15 protein-coding genes are annotated in these 23,433 nt (G+C 61.8%); 3 read left to right on the forward strand and 12 right to left on the reverse strand.

Features of this window, described 5'->3' with window-relative positions; genetic code table 11:
* Positions 1–3 precede the first annotated feature (3 nt).
* From ENE74_RS15290 to ENE74_RS15300, 3 genes are all read left to right on the forward strand, one after another.
* On the forward strand, positions 4–846 hold the full coding sequence (locus ENE74_RS15290) for an FAD:protein FMN transferase (RefSeq protein ID WP_127691779.1): 843 nt from the start codon (positions 4–6) through the stop codon (positions 844–846).
* Positions 839–2,113, forward strand: a complete 1,275-nt coding sequence (locus tag ENE74_RS15295; protein WP_127691780.1) for a Gfo/Idh/MocA family protein — start codon at positions 839–841, stop codon at positions 2,111–2,113. Before ENE74_RS15290 ends, ENE74_RS15295 begins: the two co-directional genes overlap by 8 nt.
* A 227-nt stretch (positions 2,114–2,340) precedes the next feature.
* Positions 2,341–4,599: a TonB-dependent receptor gene (locus ENE74_RS15300; protein ID WP_241242037.1), complete on the forward strand. Its 2,259-nt coding sequence runs from the start codon at positions 2,341–2,343 to the stop codon at positions 4,597–4,599.
* A 60-nt stretch (positions 4,600–4,659) separates the two neighbouring features.
* Here the strand turns inward: ENE74_RS15300 and ENE74_RS15305 are convergent, their stop codons facing one another.
* The 12 genes from ENE74_RS15305 to ENE74_RS15360 all read right to left on the reverse strand — a co-directional run bounded on the left by ENE74_RS15305 (position 4,660) and on the right by ENE74_RS15360 (position 23,380).
* Positions 4,660–6,060, reverse strand: coding sequence for a mannitol dehydrogenase family protein (locus tag ENE74_RS15305; RefSeq protein WP_241242038.1), 1,401 nt, complete (start codon positions 6,058–6,060; stop codon positions 4,660–4,662).
* On the reverse strand, positions 6,057–7,478 hold the full coding sequence (gene uxaC / locus ENE74_RS15310; RefSeq protein WP_127691782.1) for a glucuronate isomerase: 1,422 nt from the start codon (positions 7,476–7,478) through the stop codon (positions 6,057–6,059). The genes ENE74_RS15305 and uxaC overlap by 4 nt, the downstream gene beginning before the upstream one ends.
* Before the next feature lies 1 nt (position 7,479).
* Positions 7,480–8,265 carry a FadR/GntR family transcriptional regulator gene (locus ENE74_RS15315; protein WP_127691783.1) on the reverse strand — a complete coding sequence of 262 codons (786 nt, stop codon included), beginning with the start codon at positions 8,263–8,265 and terminating at the stop codon, positions 7,480–7,482.
* Between the two features lie 209 nt (positions 8,266–8,474).
* Positions 8,475–9,740, reverse strand: a complete 1,266-nt coding sequence (locus ENE74_RS15320; RefSeq protein WP_127691784.1) for an MFS transporter — start codon at positions 9,738–9,740, stop codon at positions 8,475–8,477.
* Between the two features lie 58 nt (positions 9,741–9,798).
* Positions 9,799–11,691: a sulfatase-like hydrolase/transferase gene (locus ENE74_RS15325; RefSeq protein ID WP_127691785.1), complete on the reverse strand. Its 1,893-nt coding sequence runs from the start codon at positions 11,689–11,691 to the stop codon at positions 9,799–9,801.
* A gap of 17 nt (positions 11,692–11,708) precedes the next feature.
* Positions 11,709–14,768 carry a glycoside hydrolase family 2 TIM barrel-domain containing protein gene (locus ENE74_RS15330; RefSeq protein ID WP_241242039.1) on the reverse strand — a complete coding sequence of 1,020 codons (3,060 nt, stop codon included), beginning with the start codon at positions 14,766–14,768 and terminating at the stop codon, positions 11,709–11,711.
* Positions 14,769–14,995: 227 nt separating this feature from the next.
* On the reverse strand, positions 14,996–15,808 hold the full coding sequence (locus ENE74_RS15335) for a 3-keto-disaccharide hydrolase (RefSeq protein WP_164847507.1): 813 nt from the start codon (positions 15,806–15,808) through the stop codon (positions 14,996–14,998).
* Positions 15,805–17,493: a GMC oxidoreductase gene (locus ENE74_RS15340; protein ID WP_127691787.1), complete on the reverse strand. Its 1,689-nt coding sequence runs from the start codon at positions 17,491–17,493 to the stop codon at positions 15,805–15,807. Before ENE74_RS15340 ends, ENE74_RS15335 begins: the two co-directional genes overlap by 4 nt.
* Before the next feature lie 13 nt (positions 17,494–17,506).
* Complete coding sequence (locus ENE74_RS15345) at positions 17,507–18,100, reverse strand: gluconate 2-dehydrogenase subunit 3 family protein (protein WP_127691788.1); 594 nt, start codon at positions 18,098–18,100, stop codon at positions 17,507–17,509.
* A gap of 8 nt (positions 18,101–18,108) precedes the next feature.
* Positions 18,109–18,927: a 3-keto-disaccharide hydrolase gene (locus ENE74_RS15350; RefSeq protein WP_241242040.1), complete on the reverse strand. Its 819-nt coding sequence runs from the start codon at positions 18,925–18,927 to the stop codon at positions 18,109–18,111.
* A gap of 32 nt (positions 18,928–18,959) precedes the next feature.
* Positions 18,960–20,831: a discoidin domain-containing protein gene (locus ENE74_RS15355; RefSeq protein WP_127691789.1), complete on the reverse strand. Its 1,872-nt coding sequence runs from the start codon at positions 20,829–20,831 to the stop codon at positions 18,960–18,962.
* Between the two features lie 107 nt (positions 20,832–20,938).
* Positions 20,939–23,380: a hypothetical protein gene (locus tag ENE74_RS15360; protein WP_127691790.1), complete on the reverse strand. Its 2,442-nt coding sequence runs from the start codon at positions 23,378–23,380 to the stop codon at positions 20,939–20,941.
* Positions 23,381–23,433: the final 53 nt, after the last annotated feature.

The following is a 23,433-nucleotide window of genomic DNA, read 5'->3' on the forward strand; positions in this document are numbered from 1 at the left end:
GCCATGACCGAGGGGCATGCAGAGTGCTTCGTGGCGATGGGAACGCGGGTGGAGCTGCATGCCTTCGGGCCGTGTGATCCGCAAGCCTTGCGGCTGGCCCGTCACGAAGTCGAGCGGGTCGACGATGCGCTGACTATCCATCGTCCGTCGCCTACGGTCACGCTGAACGAGGCGCTGTCGGTGGCAAGTGGCGCTGCGGTCGATGATCCCATATTGCTGGCAGCATTGATCGAGACCCGCGTATTGATGCGCATGACCGACGGGCTGTTTGATGCGACCGTGCGCCAGGGGGCCCCGCGCGGGGCATGGGACCTTGATATCGCACGGGGCCGGGTCGAGGCCGAAGGCCCGCTTGCCTTCGACTTCGGCGGCATGGGCAAGGGGCTGGCGCTCGATGCTGCTGCGGCTTCGCTGAGGGCAGGGGGCGTGCAATCGGGTCTGCTGTCGGCAGGTGAAAGTTCGATCCTCGCCATCGGCCAGCATCCGCTTGGCGGTCCATGGCCGATAGGCGTTCCTCACCCCTTTGCGCCGGGAACCTTCCTTGCCGAACTCGACCTGGTGGATGAGGCTTTGTCCGTCTCCGCGACGGTAGATGCTGCCGCGCCCTGTCGTCAGCCGACCCTGCGCAGCGATAACGGAGCGCCCGTCACTGCGCCCCTCACCGCAGTCGCCGTGGCCGCGCAAGGGGCGAGGGCGGAAGGCCTGAGTACCGCACTCCTTGCCGCCTCGCCCGAGGAACGTGATCGCCTCGCGCAGCGCCACTCGGGCCGGATGCTTTGCTTTCGTTACGAAGGTCGCGATGCTATCACCCTTGCCATTACCGGAGAGCTTGCCTGCAATGTCTGACAATGCTTTCGATCTGACACGCCGCCTGTTTCTCGACCGCGTTGTGCAGGCCGCTGCGCTGGCCGGCATGGCGCAACTGGCGCCTTGGGCCGCGGCTTCGGCGGCGGACCCGATCGGGCGCGATCGGGTCAGATTGGGCGTGATCGGCACGGGCGATCGCGGCCGCGCCTTGATCCAGAACATCCTCAAGACACGAAACTGTGCGGTCGCCGCGATCTGCGACGATTATGCCCCGCATCTCGACAAGGCGCGGGCGCTCCTGCCGGCGGCCACCCCCGCGTTTACGGATCACCGGGCGATGCTGGACGCGGGCGGGATCGATGCCGTGGTGATCGCGACCCCGCTCCACGTCCATGCCATCCAGACGTTCGATGCGCTCGATGCGGGGCTTCACGTCTGGTGCGAGAAGGCCATGGCCCGCACCATCGCCGATTGCACTGCCATGGTCACGCGTTCGCAAGCGGCGGGCCGCATTCTGCAGATCGGCCATCAACGGCTATTCAACCCGACCTATCTCAATGCGCTCGCCCGCGCGCGGGCAGGGGAGATCGGCACGATTACGCAGGTTCGCGCCAGCTGGCATCGCAACCGCGACTGGCGACGCGCGGTGCCGCCGGGCAGCGACCTTGAACGCAAGCTCAACTGGCGTCTTTACCGCGAAAGTTCCGCTGGGCTGATGACGGAGCTTGCGACACACCAGATCCAGGTCGCCAACTGGTTCTTCGGCGCGTTGCCAACGCGCGTTATGGGATCAGGAAGTATCTGCTTCTGGAAGGACGGGCGCGAGGTCTACGATCATGTCGCTTTGATCTTCGATTATCCTGGCGGGCGGAAGCTGGTTTACACGTCGCTCCTCAACAACGCGCGCTATGGCTGCGAGGAGCAGATCATGGGGCACAAGGGCTCCATCGAGCCCGAATTGGGGCGCATTTATGCCGAGACGCCGCCGCGAGTGCCGGGTCTGCAGCAGATGCGCCGGGATGTCGCCAAGGGGCGTCGACGCACCATCCCGATTGGTGGGGCGACGTGGTTTCCCGAGCTTCCCGTCACTACGCCCGGGGAATCGCTTGGCTGGGGCGAATATGACGAAAGCATGCTTCAGTTCGAAGCCTTCGCCGAAGCGGTCAAGACAGGCACCCCCGCCCCCGGCCTGTTGCGTGAGGCCTATCACGCGAGTGTAGCGTCCTTGCTGGGCGAAAGTGCGATGGACGCGGGTCAACCGATAAGCTGGCCCTCGGGCCTGGCTTTCGAGAAGCTCGAAGCCTGATGCCTGGCTGATAGGATCTGACGGCTCCTTGTCCGGGGGCTTTCCTCGCGCTGCCGACAGGTTGCGGTCGCATGGCATCGGTGATCCACTCATCTTATCGGGCGATGTCGCTCCCAAATTCTATCCACCGCATTGATTGGATATCATCCAATCAATCACTTTGCATGGTCTATCCAGATGCTGCAAACTGGCATGACCAATAGCGATAACCCAACGGGGAGAGTAATATGGCCCGCAAAAGGCTTTTCCGCGCGATTGCGCCGCGTGCAGCAGCGTCATTGCTCGCCATCTCGTTTGCCATGTCCGCAACGGCGTACGCCCAGGACTCCGCCGACGACAGCGACGATGCTGATGCCAAGGTGATTATCGTCACCGCTCAAAAGCGTAGTCAAAACATCCTCGACGTGCCCGTCGCGATTTCTGCAATCAGTCAGGATACTTTGCAGGCCGCGCAGATCGATCGTTTCACAGAGCTGACGGCCGTGTCCCCCTCGCTCACCATCACCACCAGCGGCAACCGCAACCAGAACCCGATCTTCCTGCGGGGCATCGGCACCTTCAGCTTCTCGACCGCGGCGGAACCTGCCGTGCTCGTGATGATCGATGACGTGCCGCTTCTGTTGCCCGGACAGTCGATCGGCAACTTTGCCGACGTCGCCCGCATTGAGGTTCTGCGCGGCCCGCAAGGCACGTTGTTCGGGAAGAGCGCATCTGCGGGCGTCATCAGCATCGTATCGCAGGCCCCTTCGAAAACCTTGACCGGGTTCGTTGAAGCGTCTGTCACGGATGACGAGGAATATCGCACTCAGGCCGCTATCTCGGGCCCGATCGACGCGAATGGTGGATTTCGAGTTTCGGGGTTCTACAACAATTTCAATGGCTTTCTGCGCAATCTCCAGACCGGCAACATGCTCGGGCAGGAAGAAGCCTGGGGTCTGCGTGGTCGGTTCGACTACACGTTCGGCAAGGTCGATGTGCAACTGACCGCCGATTACAGCGAGTTCTTTGATAACGGCGGTGACAACACCTATCGTCAGGTCGATCGGGTTCGCGCCAATGGGACGCCCGGCAACCAGCAGCTCAATCTCACGGGGATTACCCCGGGGCCGACCAATCGCAACGTTCGGATCAATAATGAGGCGGTCAATGATTCGAAGCAATTGCTGCTGTCGAGCCGGATCAGTGTCGATCTCGACTTCGCAACACTGACGTCGATCACGAGTCTGCAGAACTGGAAATATCTCGCGCAGAACGACCAGGATTTGCAGCCGACCCCGGACATTTTCCAGGATTCGACCTACGATACCACCACCGTGACACAGGAACTGCGATTGACGTCGCCCACCGATGGCGATTTCGACTACATCGTCGGAGCCTATTTCGCGGACGGCGAGACTGACCGCAGCTTCGTGCGGACTGCAACCGCCCCGCCGCTGCGGCAGAACTGGGACTCGAACGCGAAGATCCGTAACTATGCGGCATTCGTGCAACTGGGTTACGATCTCTCGCCCAAAACGCTTGTCTCCCTCGGCGCGCGGGTCAATCGCGAAAGGATCGGAGTTGAGTTCGATGATCGTCGTCCGGGGCAGCAGGCGATTTTCCGCGGTGCCGACGCGGAAACCGCGTTCACTGGCAAGCTCGCGCTGCAGCACTTCTTCGACAATGGCCTGATGGCCTTTGCCTCGATCGCCACGGGCTACAAGGGGCAGGCTTACGATATTTCTTCCGGCTTCAACCAGCGCCGTGCTGACAATCCCATTCGTTCGGAAAGCAGCGTCGCCTATGAAATCGGGCTGAAGGGGCAGGCGTTCGACAATATGGCGCAATTCCAGCTGATCGGTTTTTGGACCGATTATGACGACTATCAGTCTCAGGGCATCAACACCGAGCTGGAGGTTGCGCAGTTCGAGCTGGTCAATGTCGGCAAGCTGCGCACGCGGGGGATCGAGCTTGAAACAACGCTCAATCCCGCCGAAGGACTGACCATCTTCGCTTCCGGGGCTTACGTTGACGCAACCATCCGACAATTCCCGAATTCGGAGTGCTATTTCGGGCAAACCGTCGAACAGGGCTGCGTCCGCAATCCGGCTTCCGGCCTGTTTTCGCAGGACCTCGCGGGTGCGCAGCTGAACAACTCTCCCGATTTCAAGTTCAACCTGGGCTTCAATTTCGAAACGCCGATCGCCTCCGGCGTTGAATTGGTGACGAACGGGAACTTCACCTGGCAGGATGACATCTTCTTCGATCTGCGAGGCAATCCGCGCACGCGTCAGGGCGCCTACGGACTCGCCAACGCGTCGATCGGGCTGCAGGGCGATGACAAGAACTGGCAGGTCAGCCTGTTCGTCAATAACCTGTTCGATCAGGATTACGTGACGCAGATCATCGATGACACATCGACCCGCGTCGATCCCTTCATCATTCTTCAGCAGATTCCACGCAATGCCAGCCGCTTTTTCGGCGCGCGTGTTCGGCTTGGTTTCTAATCCGCTTCTCCCGTGTCGCCGCAAGTTCCTGACGGAGCTGGCGGCGGCCTTTTCGAACGGTCAGGCGAGGCGCTGATCCAAGAATGCCAGGGCACTGGGCGATGCGACCCACGTGGCGGCAAACTGCCCGTTTTCACCAAATAGAGCGGCTGAAATGCCAGTGGCCCCTTTGGTCTTCCAGATGTCAGCGAGCTCCCGCGCTCGCGGATCATCCACCGGGCGAGAGTCGCCGCGGACATGTCGACACCATGCCGCGAGCGCCTCGAGCGTTGCGGGGCACATCCGTCCGGCAGCCTGATTAATTGCCAGCGGTTCGAGCCATCGTTGGGGGATCTTCTGCGATCCGTCCATTGCGATCTGAACAAGCCGGTGTTGCAACGCGCTGTTCGAAAAGCGGTCCAGCAGCCGGTCGGCATAGGCGAAGGTATCTATCCCGCTCGCCGGTGCCAGCGTCGCGGCAGCCTCTTCGCGCATGATCTTTTCAATCAGTGGCCGGACGACGGGATCGGCGACCGCCTGATGGACGAATGCGTGCCCGCGCTCGAGCCCAAGATAGGCAAGCGCCGAATGCGCCCCGTTCAGCATCCGCAGCTTGGCCGCTTCATAGGCGCTGACATCAGCCACGAACTGCACGCCCACTGCCTCCCAGCGAGGGCGAGGGCCTGCAAAATCATCCTCGATAACCCATTGCGTGAAGCGTTCGGTCAGTATCGCGCCTTCGTCGACAAGCCCGATTTTGCCTGCAACCCAATCCCGATCCGCATCTGTCATGGCGGGCACGATCCGGTCCACCATGGTCGAGGGGCAGCGGCACTCGCGAAGGAACCAGTCCGCAAGTGCCGGTTCGGTGCGTTCCAAATAGGCTGTCATCAACCGCTGCAACTGGCGGCCATTGTCGGCCAGATTATCGCAGCAAAGCAACGTCAGGCCGGGCAACCCCGACGCCCGTCGGCGCGCAAGACCAGCGGCGAGGTAGCCGTAGATTGTGCGCGACGCGGCATTGCCCGCAGCGTCCGACGCCAACGCCGCGTTACTCCAGTCGAGCGACCCGTCAGCCGCACGAACATAGCCCTTTTCGGTGACGGTGAAGCTCACGATCCGGGTGCCCGGATCGGCGATGGCCGCGATCACTGCTGACGGATTTTCGGGAGCGACGATCACTTGCCCTATTGCGCCGATCAACCGGGTTGAAGCGTCTTCGCCCGAACGTTCGGTGAGGGTGTAGAGCCCGTCCTGCGGATCAAGTTGTGCTGCGACATCGCCCGACCGAAGCGAAACTCCGGTGATCCGCCAATCGCGGTCACCAGCCGCCATGGCGGCGTCGGTATAGGCTGCTTGATGGGCGCGGTGGAACGCGCCGATTCCGAAATGGACAATGCCGCAGGCCTGCGCCTGCCAATCGTAGCCGAGGCGGGCGACATGCGTCGCCAGCCCACCGAGCGCCGCTTGCGATAGCCTCACAACCGATAGGCCTGCTTGGCCAGGTTGTAGGTGAGATCCCTTGCGAGTTCGGCTGCCTCCCATTCCTCAATCTGATGTTCAGCCACCAGTTGCGCGAGGAACCCGCAGTCGATCCGCCGTGCGACATCATGGCGAGCCGGGATGGACAGGAAGGCGCGGGTGTCGTCATTGAAGCCGACAGTGTTGTAGAAGCCCGCCGTCTCAGTCATCGCGTGGCGGAAGCGGCGCATGCCTTCGGGACTGTCGTGAAACCACCATGCTGGTCCCAGCTTCAGCGCGGGATAATGCCCAGCCAGCGGCGCAAGTTCGCGGGCATAGACGCTTTCGTCGAGGGTAAAGACGATGATCGTCAGCGTGGGGTTGTTGCCATGGCGCGCAAGCATGGGGCGCAGGGCGTGGACATAATCGGTGCGCGTCGGGATATCCGCCCCTTTATCACGGCCGAAGCGCGCGAAGATCGCCGGGTTGTGGTTACGGAACGAACCCGGGTGAATCTGCATAACCAGCCCATCCTCGGCGCTCATGCCGGCCATCTCGGTCAGCATCTGGGCGCGAAACAGCTCGGCATCGGTCGACGAGACGTCGGTGCCTATCACTCGCGCGAACAGCGCCTCGGCCTCGTGCGAGGCAAGGTCGGCGGTCTGGGCGGTAGGATGGCCGTGATCGGTCGAGGTTGCCCCGTGGGCAGCGAAAAAGGCTCGGCGCTTGCGGTGCGCGGCGAGATATCCCGCCCAGGTGAATGTATCCTCGCCCGTCAATTCGGCGAAGGTCGCAAGGTTGCTGCGGAAGCCCTCAAACTCAGGGTCGACCACCGGATCGGGACGATAGGCGGTGAGCACCCGACCCTGCCAGCCCGATTCGGCGATGGCGCGGTGATGCGCAAGGCTGTCGAGCGGGCCTTCCGTGGTGGTGATCACTTCGATCCCATACCGCTCGAACAGCGCGCGCGGGCGGAAAGCGGGGGTGGCAAGCGCGCTGGTGATGTGATCATAATATCGATCGGCCGTCGCGGCGCTCAGTTGCACATCAAGTCCGAAGGCTTCGGCAAATACCCAGTCGAGCCACATGCGTGATGGCGTGCCACGGAACAGGTGGTAGTGCGCCGCGAGGATGCGCCATGCCTCGCGCGGGTCGACATCCGGCGCAGGGCTGCCATCGACAGGCGCGATGCCCAGCGCCTCCAGCGAGATCCCCTGGCTGTAAAGCATGCGGAAGACGTAGTGATCGGGCTGGAGCAGCAGCGCGGTCGCATTACCAAAAGGCGCGTCGGTTGCAAACCACGCCGGGTCGGTGTGGCCGTGGGGGCTGACGATCGGCAGGTCGCGGATGCTCTCGAGCAGACGCCGGGCGATGGAGCGCACTTCGGGGTCCGTCGGCAGCAGGCGGTCAGGGTGGAGCTTCAGGGGTTGCAAGGTCACCTCAGAGGCTCGCAGCCCGCGCGTAGCGCGCCCTAGTCGTGGCAACATCGCGGCGCGCCGCTTCCACCGCTTCGGCCTCGGTCGCGAACAGCAGGTGATCGATGACCGAGGACATATGATGCCGCATAGCGGCGCGCGCCGCCGCGGAGTCGTGCGCACGCAGTGCTTCCAGCACCGCGCGATGCTCCTCCACGACCGGCTGAACGTTGGCGGTGCGCGCTTTTCCCAGCAGCAACGCACAGTTGGGTGACGTAGAGCGCAGGTGCCACATCTCCTCGACCTGGCTGCGAATGACTGCGTTCCGTGTCGCGGTGGCGATTAGCATGTGAAAGGCGTAGTCGGCGTTTGTGCTGACACCGGGAAGGCGGTTTTCATCCTCCATTGCATCGACAAGCCGTTCAAGTTCGCCCAACTCGTCATCGGCGATATGCACGGCTGCCAAGGCGGCCGCTTCCCCTTCCACAAGCAGGCGCGCTTCCATCAGTTCGAAGGCTGTAACATCGAAGCCGGGAGAGTCCGCCTCTCCCGGAAGGGCGCGAACATAGGCGCCCGACCCTATCCGCACTTCGATCAGCCCTTGCACTTCAAGCGCAATCATGGCCTCGCGCACGGCCGGGCGGGAGACATTGTACTGGACCGACAGTTCGCGCTCGGCCGGCAGGCGATCGCCCACGGCGTAGCGCCCCGCGGCAAGATCAGCGAAAAGCTCCCGCGCAAGTTTTTGGTAGAGCCGTTCGGCCTGCGAGGTTTCTTTCGGGGTGTCCGACAGTCTTTTCGGACGTGCCATCGCTGATGCTCCTAATGATAGGCCTGACCAATTTCAGGGCAGGCGCAAAGTGATATATCTGCCACATAATATCGCGCGCCTACAAGCGAAATCCGCAGTAATGCACAATTTTCGTGCCGCTCCGGCAACGCATAACACAGCCATTTCCGCCAAGAGGTCATGCCAGTTTAGGTGTACTTGCCGCAGGATCGTCAATCACGCGGCAATGTTCACGCAGCCGCGCGCAATTCCCGACCGCGATCTCTGAGCAGTCCCCACAGCACGACCGCCGCCAGCAGATCGAGCGCCGCCAGCGCCACGAACAGCGGATTGTACCCGAAGGTATCCGCGCTCTGGCCGATCAAGAGTGTAAACAGCATCCCACCGACCCATGCTGACGTGCCTGCCATGCCGGTGGCAGTGCCGACCGTCGACTTGTCGAACACATCCGAACACAGGGTCATGAGCGCGCCGTTCAGCATCTGGTGCGCAAACCCGCCGACGCAGAACAGCGCAATCGCCATGCCGGGCGAAGTAGCCAGGCCAATGCAAGCCGGTCCAATCATGCACAGCGCGCCCAATGTCATGGTGATCTTGCGACTGGTCAGCAACCCGGCACCGCGGCGCATCAGCCAGTTCGGCAGCAGTCCTGCCGCGAGACTGCCGAAATCCGCCGCCAAAAATGGCAGCCAAGCCCAGAGCGCAATGGACTTGAGGTCAAGGTTCCAGACCGCGACGAGATAGAGCGGGATGAAGAAGTTGAAGGTCTGCCACGCGGGCTCACACAGGAATCGCGGGGTGGCGATGGCCCAGAAGGAGCGGCTGCGCAGCACTGCGCGCTTGCTCGCGGGCTTTTCGGGAAGATCGTCCCCGCGCCCGTCCTCGATCAGCTTGCGCTCGGTATCGGACAGGCCGATGTGCGCAGCGGGATCGCGGTAGCTTACCCACCACATCCCCGCCCACAGGAGCGAAAGCAGGCCGGTGACGATGAACGCTGCCTCCCAGTTCCAAACAAGGATGCAGTATGCAACCAACGGCGGAGCGATCATGTTGCCAACGCTCGTGCCCATCTGGAACATGCTGGTGGCGAGCGGGCGTTCGCGCGCCGGGAACCAGGTCGCCACGGTTTTGGCTCCCGCAGGAATAGCCGCTGCTTCGGTCGCACCCAGCAACGTGCGGAAGAAGGCAAGGCTCTGCCAGCCAGTAGCGAAAGCATGTGCCATATTGGCCAATGCCCAACCCACCGCAAACAGGAAAAACCCCAGCCGGGTGCCGAGCGCATCGAGCACTGAGCCTGCAACGGTCTGCATAACCGTATAACTGGCCTGAAAGGCGAGGACGACCCAGCTGTACTGCTCGGTCGTCATCGCGAATTCGGTTTTCAGCGTGGGCGCCGCGACCGACAGGGTTGAGCGCGCAAGATAATTGAGGATCGTGCCCAGCGTCACCAATCCGATGATCCACCAGCGCAGCTTCCCGGAAACGATCGATTTCATTGCATCACGCTTTCAACTGATTTGGGCGACGACATCGCCGCGTCGCCTTCGGTTACATTCAGCCGCCACCCGGTCCGGCCTGTCGCGGCCGTCCCGTGGGCAGGTTGGGGTGGTAGGTTCCGTCAAGCACCGCAGAGAGGTAACGGGCGGAGCGCAAAACATAGTCTTCGTCGTCATCGACGATGGCCTTGATCGCTGGAACGATGGGCTGAGCCTTGCTCCCGATCGCATCGATTGCGTTCAGCGCCATCAAGCGCCGGGGTAGCGGCTGGCCGGTAGCGATGGCGCGCTCCAACTCGGCGAGGCCCGTTTCGACATCGCCCAGATTGCACAGCGCCTCGGCACAGGCGATGCGGACAGCCGACGCGCTGTCGTTGGTCACCGCGCGCAACAGGCCCGGCTTGGCAATGTCAGCGTTCTCGCCAAGGATCACCAGCCCCGTCGCCGCCCAGAAGCGGATGATCGCATTCTCATTCCCGAGCAAAGCTGCCAGCCGCTTTGCATTGCGGCTGTCTCCACGCGCCGCGACATTGGCAACGCGCATGATGCGGGCAAGCGGGTAGAGCGTCTTGTCCCTTGCCGCGGCATAGCCTTCGCCCGCGTCGCCTTCGGGCGCGAAGCCATTGTCGCGGATCGCCAGCATATGGCGATCAAGCGCCTTGCGGAACGTCGCAAGCCTCGCCGTCTGCGGCCGCTCGTCGATCAGGTTGACGAGTTGGTGCGGATCGCGTTCGAGATCATAGAACTCTTCGAAAGGTTTGCGGCCGAAGAACCGTGACTGATCGGGTGTGAGCGTCCCCGCGATCCGCGCGGTGTCGAGCGACTGGTAGCCCTTGGCGATCCATTCGAATGACGAATAAGCCCCCCAAGGGCGGTGCGGCATGTAGTTGCGGATGTAGCGATAGCGGCCGTCGCAGGCGGTGCGGACGAAGTCGTAACGTTCGTCCATGCGATTGCGCATCCCGAAGGTGAAGCTGCGCGGTGCGGCACGCTGGCTGCCGAGGAAGGCAGCGCCGTGCATCTGCCTTGGCTTGGGTACGCCTGCAAGCGATAGCAGCGTCGGCGGCAAATCGAGCAGGCTGACCGGTGTATCGACGCGGCTCCCCATCGGTACAGGACTGAGGTGCTGCCACCTCGGCGGAAAGGCGACGATCAGTGCTGCGCGCAAGCCTTCTTCATAACAATAGCGTTTGCTGCGCGGCAGCACCCCGCCATGGTCCGAATAGTAGAAGATGATCGTATCATCCGTGAGGCCGTCCGCCTCCAACTCGCCCAGTCGCGCCCCGACTTCGCCGTCCATGCGCGCGATGAGGTTGTAATAGCTGGCATAGTCGGTGCGGATCTCCGGCGTATCGGGCAAGTATGGCGGGATGCTCACCTGTTCAGGCCTAACCGCGCCATCGACCGGCTTCGGCCCGAACAGGCGCGATTCATGCGTCGTCATGTAGTTGAACACGGCCATGAACGGGGCACCTTCAGGACGACGGCGCCAATGGGCCTTGGCGCTGGACTCGTTCCAGATTCGCTCCGGCTCGACATCGCAATTGTAATCGGTCTTATCGTTGTTGGTGCAGTAATAGCCGAGCGTCCGAAGGTATTCGGGATAGGTCCTCAGTTCTGTTGGAAGGTTGGCCATCGCTCGCATATGCTGAGCCGGGCCAACGCTTTCAGGATAGCAGCCGGTGAGGATGCCGAAGCGCGAGGGCGCGCAGACTGGCGCGTTGGCGTGTGCGCGGCTGTAGAGCACCCCCCTTTTGGCCAGAGCGTCGATCACCGGTGTTCGTGCGAGGGGATCGCCATAGCAACCGAGAAACGGACTATGGTCTTCGCTGACGAGCCACAGGATGTTGGGCAGGGTACTGTCCGCCGCGCGCGCTTTGGCAAGCTGCGGCATGTTTGCCGCAAGGCCGCCCGCCGCGACGGCCTTGATGAGCCCTCTTCGGGTTACCATGATCGTTGGCTTCCTGCTTAGCGCTTTGGCTGGACCGAGATGGCCGAAACCACCGCGCCGCCTTCGCCGCCCGAGAAAGTTAGCATGACCTGACCGCCACGAGCCTGAACCGGGAAGCTGCGCGTCACTGCCTTGAGTGATCCGCCAGCGGCTGAGGCGGGGTTGAAACCGGTCAGCACCTGCTTTCCGTTGGCCTGCACCGTCATTGCCCGCGCCGACGCCTTGGCGGCATCGATCTCTGGCTCGAACATATGGAGGGTCACAGTCCACAAACCGTCCGGCAGAGGCAGGCTGTAGCTGAACTCTCCGGCACGGTAGGAGCCGTATAGCTCGGGATCGGGCGTGCCGGTGACATTGCTCGGCGCGAGCCGGGTGCGTCCGGCAAGGCGCAAGCCGGAGGCGCGGCCGCCGCTGAAAAAATTGTCAGATCCGAAACGTAGTCCGTCAGAGGTTGTGATGCCGGTCAGGTGCCCGGCCCGAATGTTCAGCCCGGCGGCGGCATCTGGCGCCGTCCAGCGCAGTGTGTCGGTCAACTGCGCGCCCTCGCGCTCTGCTTGGGCGGACAGCTCATTTTCTCCCGCGGCGAGCTTCACGCCTGGCCAAACGCAGATGCGCTGGGGACAAGCGACGGTCCCCACGGCGCGCCCATTGACTGTAAGGCTCGCGCTCGATGCGTTGCTGTAGGCGCGCACGTCGACCACCGGATAGGCGCGGTCCACATAGCGGCGCCCTGTCAGGTAGAGCACAGGTTCTTGCGACCACTGCGCCTTGTAGAAATAATAGGCGTCCTTGCGTGTCTTGCGGTCATAACTGACCAACCCCTTGTCGTTGAGGTCGTAGGCTTCACCTTCCTCGCGGCTGGTCGATGCAAAATCGAACATGTTCCAAAGCCATGTTCCGGCGAGCAGGTTGGACGATCCGACGACTTTCCAGGTTTCTTCATGCACCCAGGATTGCACCTCTTCCGGGTGCGGGCGGCCATTGGCGTGAACCGTGCCGCCCAGCGGATTGTCGGTGTGCTGAGTGAAGGCGCCCCCTGCGCCATATTCGGTAAGGCCCATTGCCCGACCGGGATACTTCGCACGCAGATCGACAAGCGCGGCAGTAAGATCGCTTGGCTGGCCATAATACCAGCCAAAATAGCGGTTGAGCCCGATCACCTGCGTTACATCGTTCAATATCTGCGCACCCGGCCTTGCGAGCGGCGAGGGGACAGCTTCGCAGCAATCCACATAGACCGTTGGGCGGGAGGGGTCTTCGGCCTTGGCGAGAGCGTCCAGATTAATCAGCATATCGCGAGATTTGGCTGGTTCGCCCTTGCCGCCCCGCTGCAGCGCGGCGATCGCTGCGCCGATGTCGATCTCGTTTCCAACCGACCACAACATGATCGAAGGATGATTGTAATTCTGCCGGATGAGTTCGGTCAGCTGCTGCCGGGCATTTGCGAGCAGTTCAGGGGCAGACAAGCCATCGTCAAAAGCGGATTGATGAACAAAGGGTAGTTCGGCCTTCACTACCATGCCGGTACGGTCGGCGAGATCGCTCCATTCCTGCGCGTGCTGATAATGGGCATGCCGGACGGTGTTCACCCCCATTTCGGCCATGATTGCCATGTCTTCGGCATGATCTTCGGGTGTCAGTGCCCACCCTTTACCCTGCCTGTCCTGATGGCGCGAGGCGCCGTGGAGCCGCAGCGGCTGGCCATTGAGGACGAAGCCTCGCCCCGCATCGATGGTGAAGCTGCGTACCCCGAACGGCTCGGTCACCCTGTCGATAATCCGCTTGCCGTCGCGCAATTCGGCGGTGACCTTGTAAAGATAGGGGTCGCTGCGACCCTGCCAAAGGCGGGGCTTGGGAAGAGCGAGTGCGGTAGTGATCTCGCGTGCCTGACTGGCCTCCAGAGCTACTGGCTGCATTGACGTCGCGACGATCCGCCCATCAGCATCGGCGATATGGGTCGTGAGCGAAAGGCGACGCGGCTTGCGACCAGTATTGCGCAATCGGGTCAGCACGGCGACCTTGGCCGCCTCGGCGGTGATCGACGGAGTCGAAACATACACACCCGGGCCGCCGTGATCCATGAGATCGAACCCAGCGCTATCAACCGTAAGCAACGACACGCCCCGATACAGGCCACCGTGAACGAAAAAGTCTCCGCCGAGCGGGATGACGTGTTCTGTGGTGCTCCCTGGTCCAGGCTTGCTGTTGTCGGCGCGCACTACCAGCAGATTGGTCTGACCGGATTTCAGGTAATCGCTGATGTCGAATCGGAAACGAGAAAATGCGCCCTTGTGCGTGCCAACATGCGTCCCATTCACCCACAGGTCGGCGATGGCGCCAACGCCGTCGAACTGAATGATGACGCGCTTGCCCTCGGGCGGTTTGATGTCCGGCAGGTTGAGGCGGTACCATCCACTTCCCTGACGCACGTCCGAGCCTTCTGCCCGTTCGGGCGCGTAGTTGCCCATACGGTTCCAGCTGTGCGGCAGCGAGACGGATGTCCATGCACTGTCGTCAAAATCCTGTTGCAGCGCCGCTTCGGGCGTTTCACCGAAATGGAAGCGCCAACCGTCCATCAGTGGGGTTACTTGACGGGGCGAAGGTGCAGCTTCGACCTGGCGCGGCTGCGCTTCCTGGGCCTGGGCCGTGGCATTGAACGTCAATCCGCTCAGTGCGGCGAGCATCGTTGCTCCCGCACGCAGGTTTAACCGCCGATGCCGTTCGTCCATCTCACCATTCTCCCATTTATTGGTAAGACCAGATACCAATAAATGGCATGAGTCAACTGCGATCGTCCGCGCAATCGAGCAGGTGCACCTTGGCGGAGGAGACGCCGCCCGGTCGTCAGCGCCGAACATTGGCGAGCTGCCCCACGTCATTTTCGGCGATTGCGGTCTGTATCGCGGTGCAGCGGAACGGTGCTGGGGGAAGGTATCAAATGTCAGATCATGAGCGGGATAAACGGCAATCAACTGCCCCTGAAAGGGCGTGGACAGCTGGGCGAATTCTACAGCTGCGTTGCGACATGCCCCGACAGCATCGCTCCAATAGTCGCGATTTTTGGTTGCGAGCGCCACGCGCAGGCAGCGTCTGTCCCAAGTCGGTATCGGTATGTCTTATAACCAGTATCGGACATCCGGCGCGCTGCTAAAACGAGCCTGACAACAGGCTGCGATTCCTTCATGAACTGCATCAAGGCGCTTTTAGTACCGGTGATTTTATAGATGTCCCCTTCTTAACGAAGGTGGATATGATTTTTACGACAAAAACGACCTCAATTTTCTCATAAGTGAAAATTTCAAGATCAGTCGTAAGGCTTTATCTCGATATTCTTGAACTCAATCCCATGGCCTTCACTTTGCAAGGCGATATGGCCTTTACGAAGCTGTACGCCATCTTTCTGAACCAGCGGCGCTGCATAGGGGTCCAGCGGATCGCGTTGCGGATCGACCACTCGCATGACCGTGCGCCCATTTATCCTGTGTTCGGACGATCCATCGGGTCGGACGATCAAGTCGACTTTGGTCCATTGCCCGTTCGGAATTGTCGGACCGGTCGAAAAGATGCAGTGGTTCGTCATGCGGGTCGTAAATACCCGCGCGAAGACGCCCTTGGGAATGCATATCGATCCAGTCGGCCTGGGGCCTTCGCCGACATCGCCAAGCAGTTGCAATTCAAGGCCTACCGGCATCCCCTGCGCCGGTTTGAGCGTGTCCGGGGACTGTACAAAATACAGCACACCGCTGTTCGACCGCAGGGCTTCCTGTGCATCCGGCAGTCCAGCGCCGGGAACCATCCGATACTGAAGCCGCAAGTGAAATGCCCCGAAACTCTCTTTAGTCACGAGGAATCCGGGCCGATCGGCATAAACGCCGCCATAGCCATCATAACCCACTCGGATTGTGCCGTTTCCGACGGAAAAGCTGTTTCCGAAATTGTCGCCGATCGGATACCCCTTGATCTTGGGAAGCCAGCCTTCAAGCGTCTTTCCATCAAACAACGGACGCCAACGCGCATCCCTGGCAATGGCCGATGCCTGAGTGCCGGAGCCGCCTACAAGTGCGGTCAGCGTCAGGCAGGCTGCTGCGATTGCTATCGTTCGCCTTACGTTGCTCACAACGCGCCCTCCCGGATCTGGCGGGCGGCATGATCGGCGGCGCGGGCTGTCAAGGCCATATAGGTCAGCGAGGGATTGACGCAGCTTGACGAGTTCATTTGCGCTCCATCCGTCACGAACAGGTTCGAGGCGGCATGCGCCTGGCTCCATCGGTTGAGGACCGATGTTCGCGGATCGGTCCCCATCGGCGCACCGCCCATTTCATGGATGGCGGAACCGGGGGTGGGTTCGGAATAGGACGTCTGTATGTCCTGCAATCCGGCCGCTTCCATCATGCGCCGGGCCTGCACCATGGAATCCTGCAGCAGCTTTTGTTCATTGTCTCTATAGGCGACATTGAACACGAGTTGGGGAACCCCGAAACGATCGACCTTTTCAGGGTGCAATGTCACGCGGTTGTCGGAATAGGGCAGGCATTCTGCAAAGGTAAGCAGGTGGACCCGCCATGGATCATAGCGCCGCATCGCATGCTTCATTTCCGCGCCAAAACCCGGCGCAAGCGACGGCATCCGCCGGGCTATGCCATGATAGAAATAGCCGCGGACGAAATCGGCATCGGGGTCCTGCTCGCCCAGATTGCGAAAGCGCGGGACCACGAATCCGGTCGGCGGCTGGCCATAGACGATGAAGTCGTCAAGGCCGGGGGGCGTGCCCGTGACGCGCGCCTTGGTGGGGTGATCCATCACGCCACGGCCCAACATGCCGCTTTCGTTGGCAAAACTGGTTTCGCCATTGGACAGGCGGGAATGCATCAGTATCTGCACCGATGCCATGGCCGACGCGCATAGAAAGACGATCCGGGCGGTCAGTGTTTCGGCAGTGCCGGACTGCGTGTCCACGATCCGCACCCCCGTCACCCGTTTCGCGGTTTCGTCGTAAACGAGCGACTGAACGACGCGATCGGCCAGAACCGTCAATCGCCCGGTCGCTTCGGCGGCGGGCAGCGTCACCGCCTGGGTCGAGAAATACGCGCCGAAGGAACAGCCACGATGGCATTGCCTGCGGTTCTGGCACTTGGTCCTGTTCTGATCCGGCCGGTCCACCGTGATGTTGGACGCCCGGCCGTGGATGACCCGGCGACCCTGCATCCGGGTTTCGACCTGCTGTTTGAACCACAGTTCGGCAACATTCATCTTGTGGGGCGGCAGGAACCGGCTGTCGGGCAGTTCGGGAAGATTTTCAGCCGAACCTGCTATACCGGCAAAGATTTCGACATGATCGTACCAGGGGGCCAGATCATCATAGCCGATGGGCCAGGGGACGCCATGGCCATCGGCGGCATTGGCGTTGAAATCGAACCGGCTCCACCGGAACGATTGCCGACCCCAGACCAGCGACCGTCCGCCGAAAGCGGCCGGCCTGATCCAGTCGAATGGCTGGCCGTCCTCTCGCGCATAGGGGTTCAGGCGATCATTGTTGAAGAAATGCTTCGACTCTTCATTGGCTTGATTGACGGCATGATCGCGCAGCAATTCCTGTGGCGGCGTATCCCCTCGAAACGGCAACTCGAACGGCGCCTTGCCCTCCGTCGGATACTCGCCATGGGCGACGACATGTCCGCGATCGAGCAGGAGAACGCGAAGCCCCTTTTCCGTCAGTTCCTTCGCTGCCCATCCTCCGCTGATGCCGGACCCAATGACGATGGCATCAAATCGCTGATCGGATGCGGGTAGGTTGAGTGTCATTAGTCTGTCCCGATCACAGAAAATTGAGGTTCGTGACGATGATTCGTCCCGCTTTTGCATAGGGATAACGCCCGTCGGATTCGCCGGGCACGGGAACGTAAAGCCGCTCCTGCGTGACGCCGACTTCCGAGGTGTAATAGCCGGTCAGCACAAGCTGCTTGAGATGATCGAAGGCGCGCGACGACAGCCCTGGTGCCGTGCCTTCCATGGCTGCGGTCAGGAGCGCGTCGAGACGCTGTGCCGGCAAGCGTTCCAGCGATGCGCCATATCGCGTATTGGCCAAAGCATCGAAGGCATCCACGTCGGAAAGAAAGGTGGTGGCGTCCTCGCCGTCATACCAGTCCGCCACCATCATTTCGATATAGGCGGGTACGCCCGCAGCGATGGCGCCGGGCGTATCCGTCGTCGGCACGATCCGTTCGCTCAGCAGAGCGACCGTGTTGCGCTGGGTTGGGGTGAACAGGCTTCGGGATGCCGAAAATCCCGGATCCGCACCCGCCGCCGCAGCCCTTGCCAAAGCCGGATGAAGGCCGATGCCGAACAACGCGATCATGCCTGCCAGTGCGGAGCGGCGATCCAAGTCGAACCCTTCGGAATGGTGCGTCATGTCGGTCCTCAAGGCTCGATGCTTTCCAGTCGTCGTACCCAGATGTTGCGGAAATCGACGCCGACCTCATGATCGACATGATCCTGCAACTCGATCGGCAAGGCGTCGGCATGGACGGTATAGGCCGCAACGGCCTTGTGCCGCGTCGCGCCCAGCAGCGGACGACGCAGGTGAACGAGCAGGCCATTATGGAAGGCAGTGATATAGGCCGGTCTGGCAAGAGACCCGTCGGGTGAAAATCTGGGTCTTTCGAACAGGATGTCGAGCGTTTGCCATTGCCCCGGCCGCCGCGATGCATTCACCAACGGCGGATGCTGGCCATATATCGCCGCTGCCTGTCCATCGGCATAGGTCGTGCTTTCATAGGAATCGAGTATCTGCAACTCGTAGCGTCCCATGAACAGGATGCCGCTATTGGCCCTGAGCTGCGCATTGGCTGCCCCCTTGCCGACGATTTTCGGGGATGTCCGATATTCGAGGTGAAGCTGAACATCGCCGAATGCCTGCCGCGATATCAGATTGCCCGAAGCCCGCCCTTCTTTCTCTGCCGGCAAGTGCATGACGCCGCGCTTTGCCGTCCATGCGGCAAGGCTGTGCCATTGGGACAGGTCCCGTCCACTGAACAGAATGATCGCGTCGGCCGGGGCGTCGGCGGGTGTGGCCCCCGGCGTCACTGCCAAAGGCCGTGGCCGGTCCCTGTCATGGACGCGCCATGACTGGCCAGGGAGTAAAGGGGTGTCGCGATAGCCCAGTTGGTCGGCGGATGCTTCTGGCGATACGAGCAGCGGCACGAGACCGGCCGCCGCGATCATGGCGGAGCGGATCACGGATGGTCGCCGCCGATCTGGATACAGATGCCTCATCGGTCCAGCTTTGCTTTTAGGGCCTTGAGCTGTTCGAACTGACCCGGCGCGATGCTTCCGTCCCGATAGATCGCGATGTCGAATGTCACCGCGCCGCCTCCGGCATTGGCGCGCGCGACATAGTCGGCCAGATAGTCGTCCCGATATTTGACGTCGTCATCCCCCCAATAGCTGCCTAGATAGGACAGCACATGCCAGCGCGATTGCTTGACGAACGGAGGCATCGGCATGGGACGCAGGCGGATTGCCGGTTTGGACCGATTCATAACCGTGATCTCGCCTGACGTGTAATCCTCCGCATGAGTCGGCGTTTCCGGCCCCCAGGTAACGATGCCCGCGGTATTGAAGGCGACGACGGCATCGGGATTGCCGGTTTGCAGCGCGCGGGCCAGCGTATTGTAATTATGGGGCCGGGACATGTCGGAATAGCATGCGCGACAATACATGCCGTCGATCCACCACCCCGACACCTTGTCGCCATAGCGCGCGGACCATTCGGCCAGTATGGCTTCCCAATGCGCCTGGAAGGTTTGCGAGGCGGACTGGTTGTCCTTCCAGTCCAGCGCGGCCGTTGCCTTGGGATCGCGTAAAGGCGCGCCGCCGCTGGAATAAAGCATCAGCCGGATGCCTTCCTTCTCCAGCGCCGCCGACAGGTCCATCGGCAAGTCGCGCAGCGCATTGCGTTCACCGGGGGCATAGCCAGTGATCCGGTCGTAGGTCGCGTTCGGCGCAATGTAATAGCCTGAGTTCTGACCCATGGTAATCACGACGTAGCCAACGCCGGCTTCGCGCATTTGTGTTGCGAAACGCTTGACGTCGAATGCGGCGACTGTCTTGTTCCAGTCGCCTTTCAGGTCGGCGCGATCCTTCAGATAATGCAGAAAAACGCCATATCGTGCCTTGGGCATCCAGGCGGTCCGCAACGGGCGGGCATCGGGACGCGATGAAGCTATCTCCACCTCTTTTATTGCTACCATGCCGTCTGCGACGACGCGAACATAGCGATATGCCGCACCCTGCGGCGGAGCGAATGACAGCCAGCCGTCTTTTCCCGCTGCCGGTGCTGCCTTGACCGGCCGGGTGAAGGCCAGATCGTCGGCGACCATCACCTGCAGGCCTTTGGCACCGCTGCCGACACTGACGCGAACGGCATCCAGTGGATATGCCTCCATCAGGTCAATGGTCAGTGTCGGCCGGGCGTCCGATGCCGACGGCATCCAGGCCGTGTCGGGATTTCCGTCATTGGCGAACTCCGCTTCGGTCTTGTCTTCGTCCTGAGAGGAAACATAAACCGGCTTGCGCGTGCCGACGACAAACGGCCCCTTGATCGATGCTGTTGACTGAATGCGCAGGTCGTTGATGGCAAGTGGCTGCATTTCGACCAGCTTGCGGACGGTCACATAGCGATAGCGTCCCTCGACCGGCCAGTCGCATTGGAGCAGGGCGCCAAGGGCCAGAGCCGTTCCTCCCTGCATACAGACGACCACGCCATCCTCAAAGTCCGACCGGTTGGACAGGATGACCTCAAAATTGGCGCGTGACAGGGGATTGTCCGCAACGGCGCTACCCAGGAACAGGTCGATTCTTCCGACAGTCTGCGCTGTTTTCATGTCAATCTGAAGGGTCGGCCGATTGTCGCCTGGCGCGCTGTGCCATCCGGTTGCGGTGCCCGCTCCGTCGAGCACCTTGCCGGCCATCTCGGCAGGCGACCGTTCAGACGACGCCGTAATCGAAGCCGACGCACGCAGATCTGCGCCAGGCTGCGCGATGGCCGGCAAAGCGCAGGCGAGAGACGAAAGGGTGGCGGTCGTCAGCCAATAACACGCAGCATTGCGTATTCTGCCGATACGGTCGTCGATCTGCAACATAGTCACACTCTTACCTTTCTGAAGCCTGGCCTGTTCGCTCGGATGCGAATCAGATGGGCCAATCGCTCAATGCAAAACGTTCGGCTGCCGCTGCCCGGCACTTATCGCTATGGCCTGGCAACGTCCTTGCTCTCACCCGGACGCAGAGCCACGGTGACGGTGCCACCGCCACGCCAGGCGACTTTGGCCTGTGCGGGAAACGGTGTCGGATTGCCGATCAATGCGCGACCATTGGACGTGAGGCGCGCATCCAGGTGATCGAGCGTCCAACAGCGTTCGGCGTCGATGTAGACGCTCGGTAACTCAACCTGGCACAGCAGCATGGCATTGACGGGCCAATGTGCGCCGGTTCCGATATAGGGTTCGCCAAATTCGGTAGGCACGTCGTTGAACGAGGCGCATTCCGTCATCTGGCCGGGCTTGAGTTCGCCCCATTCCTTGTCGCGCAGAACCACCATCTGCATCGCGACACGGCTGATGTCGGACAGCAGATCCATCAACCGCGGTTCCCCGGTCGCTTCGTACAGTTCGAGAAGGAAATTGCCGCTGTTCGTGCAAAGGCCCGGCGTCCCCCAGCAATTCTGCGTAGAGGCATTCAGTGCACCGACCAGATGGAGATTCTTTTTCCCCATCAGGGTATCGGGCGGGAAAACGACATGTTCGTTCAAAGCCCAGGTCGCCAGCAGGTCGGCAGCGTGGAGCGCCGCTTGACGATAGGCCGGTGCCTTCGTCACGCGGTGCAGAAGCACGAGGCCTTCGGTAAAGGCGGTCAGACTTTCCTGATCGGTGGTCCCTTGCAAAACATCGCTCGGTCCGCCCCAGGTTTCTCCTCTGGACAGACCGGCCGCGATATAGCGATCGGCAATTTCGCGGGCGACCGCCAGATAGACCGGGTTGCGCCAGCGGTCCGCGGCCCGCGCCAGGCAGCCGATCGCCCGTGCCCCGCCGAACCCACCGCGCCAGAGCGCCTTTTCGCTTTTCGGTTCGAGCAGGAACGGGATTTCCCCTTCCTTGCGCCACACCCGGACCAGCGCATCGCACGCCTTGCGAAGGGCCGCATCCAAGCGATCCGCCAGAGCCTTTTCGTCACGGCTTCCGCCGGCGCGCAGCGTATCGGCCAAGTCCAACCCGCCAAACACGGTATCGGTGGTGCGGCGTGGAGTGAGCGCGTTGACCGCCCATATATAGTCGAAATTCTCGTCCGCGCCGGTCCATCGGCCAGACATTCTGGCGCCGTAGAACAGGCCACCGGGCGCCTGCCCCTCGTCAAGGATCAGCGCCATCGTCCGGCGAACCCGTTCGCGCGTCTTGGCGGAGCCGAGCCGGTACATCGCCATCAATTCCATCGTACCCGAGGCCCACCCCAGGATAAGTTCGCGCGGATCGGTCGACTGCCTGTCCACGGTGCGATAAAAGCCCCGCTCGTCCCACAGCGCCTCGCTGTTATAGGCCAGGGTGATCGCGCTGGCATGGCTGCGTGGAACGACAAGTGGCATAGGCGGAATCGGACCTGTCTGGCCGGGCGCGCGACCGGCGCGCCGCAGGTCCCGCATGGCCGTCCAGCTCGTCACGAAAGATGGCACATCGGGTGTGCGGACGACGCTCACCATGAGTTCGACCGTCGCCTGGTCTCCATGGGCGAACAGCCGTGGCTTGTCTTCCGAAGCGGTCCACTTGCAGAGGCGATACCGTCTTTCACGGACACAGGGATTTTCGATCGTCGCGGAATAGCGCCCCTCTGCTGGATCACCGGTCAGGATCACGCCGATAACAGCATCGCCCTGGGTACGCGGATAGGCCAGATGCGCGCCGGCCTTGCGGACGGGATCGAAGATGGAGATTTCGGCCGAAGCGGCCTGATGGCCCCACAGATGCACCGTCCAGTCGGTCGATGCGTCCATCCGGGGGATGTCGGCCGTCACCCGATCCTTCTGAAAGGACGCTGGCCTCGCCTTGAACTCGCCATAGGTCGGCATCGGCATATAAGGACGCGGGAAAATGCGGTCCGCCTTGTTGCCGTTGTAAACCGAACCGGGCAACATGGTGAAAGCGCCGGCCGGATCGATCGCGAAGTCGACATGCATCCGCACCGATGCGGCACGGGGATCGCCTTGGCGTGTGAAGCGCGTGACCAGCCGAAAGCCTTCCGCTTCGGAACGAACCGTCGTTCTGGCCAGCCAGCTGCCCTGTCGGGCATCTGCGATCACCGCCTCCAATTCGAAAAGGTCGCCGCTGCTGCCAATGCTGCGGGCGCTGGTCCAGGCCTGGCGGCGTTCGCCATCCGGCAACTGTCCATCCTTGCGATACCAGCGCACGCCAACGGCCTTTTCAAGGACGCAGACCGGTTCATTGCCCGAACCGAATTGCAGCGCATATCCACCATCGGCCATACGGGCGAGGCGAACCCATCGATTGCCGGACGACACCCGGTCGATCTCTTCTCCCGTCAGTGAAGATAGAATGCCAGGCGCAGAATTTGTCGCGACTGCGCCGGTCGTGGCCATACCGCCTGCGACACCTGCCAGTACGCCCCTGCGTGAAACCCGCATCTTAGTCTCCCCTGTGCCGCTAAGTGCCCGTGCGCCATATCAAAGGTCGAACA

The sequence above is a fragment of the Sphingobium algorifonticola genome (assembly GCF_004005485.1).
In the GTDB taxonomy this organism is placed as follows: domain Bacteria; phylum Pseudomonadota; class Alphaproteobacteria; order Sphingomonadales; family Sphingomonadaceae; genus Sphingobium; species Sphingobium algorifonticola.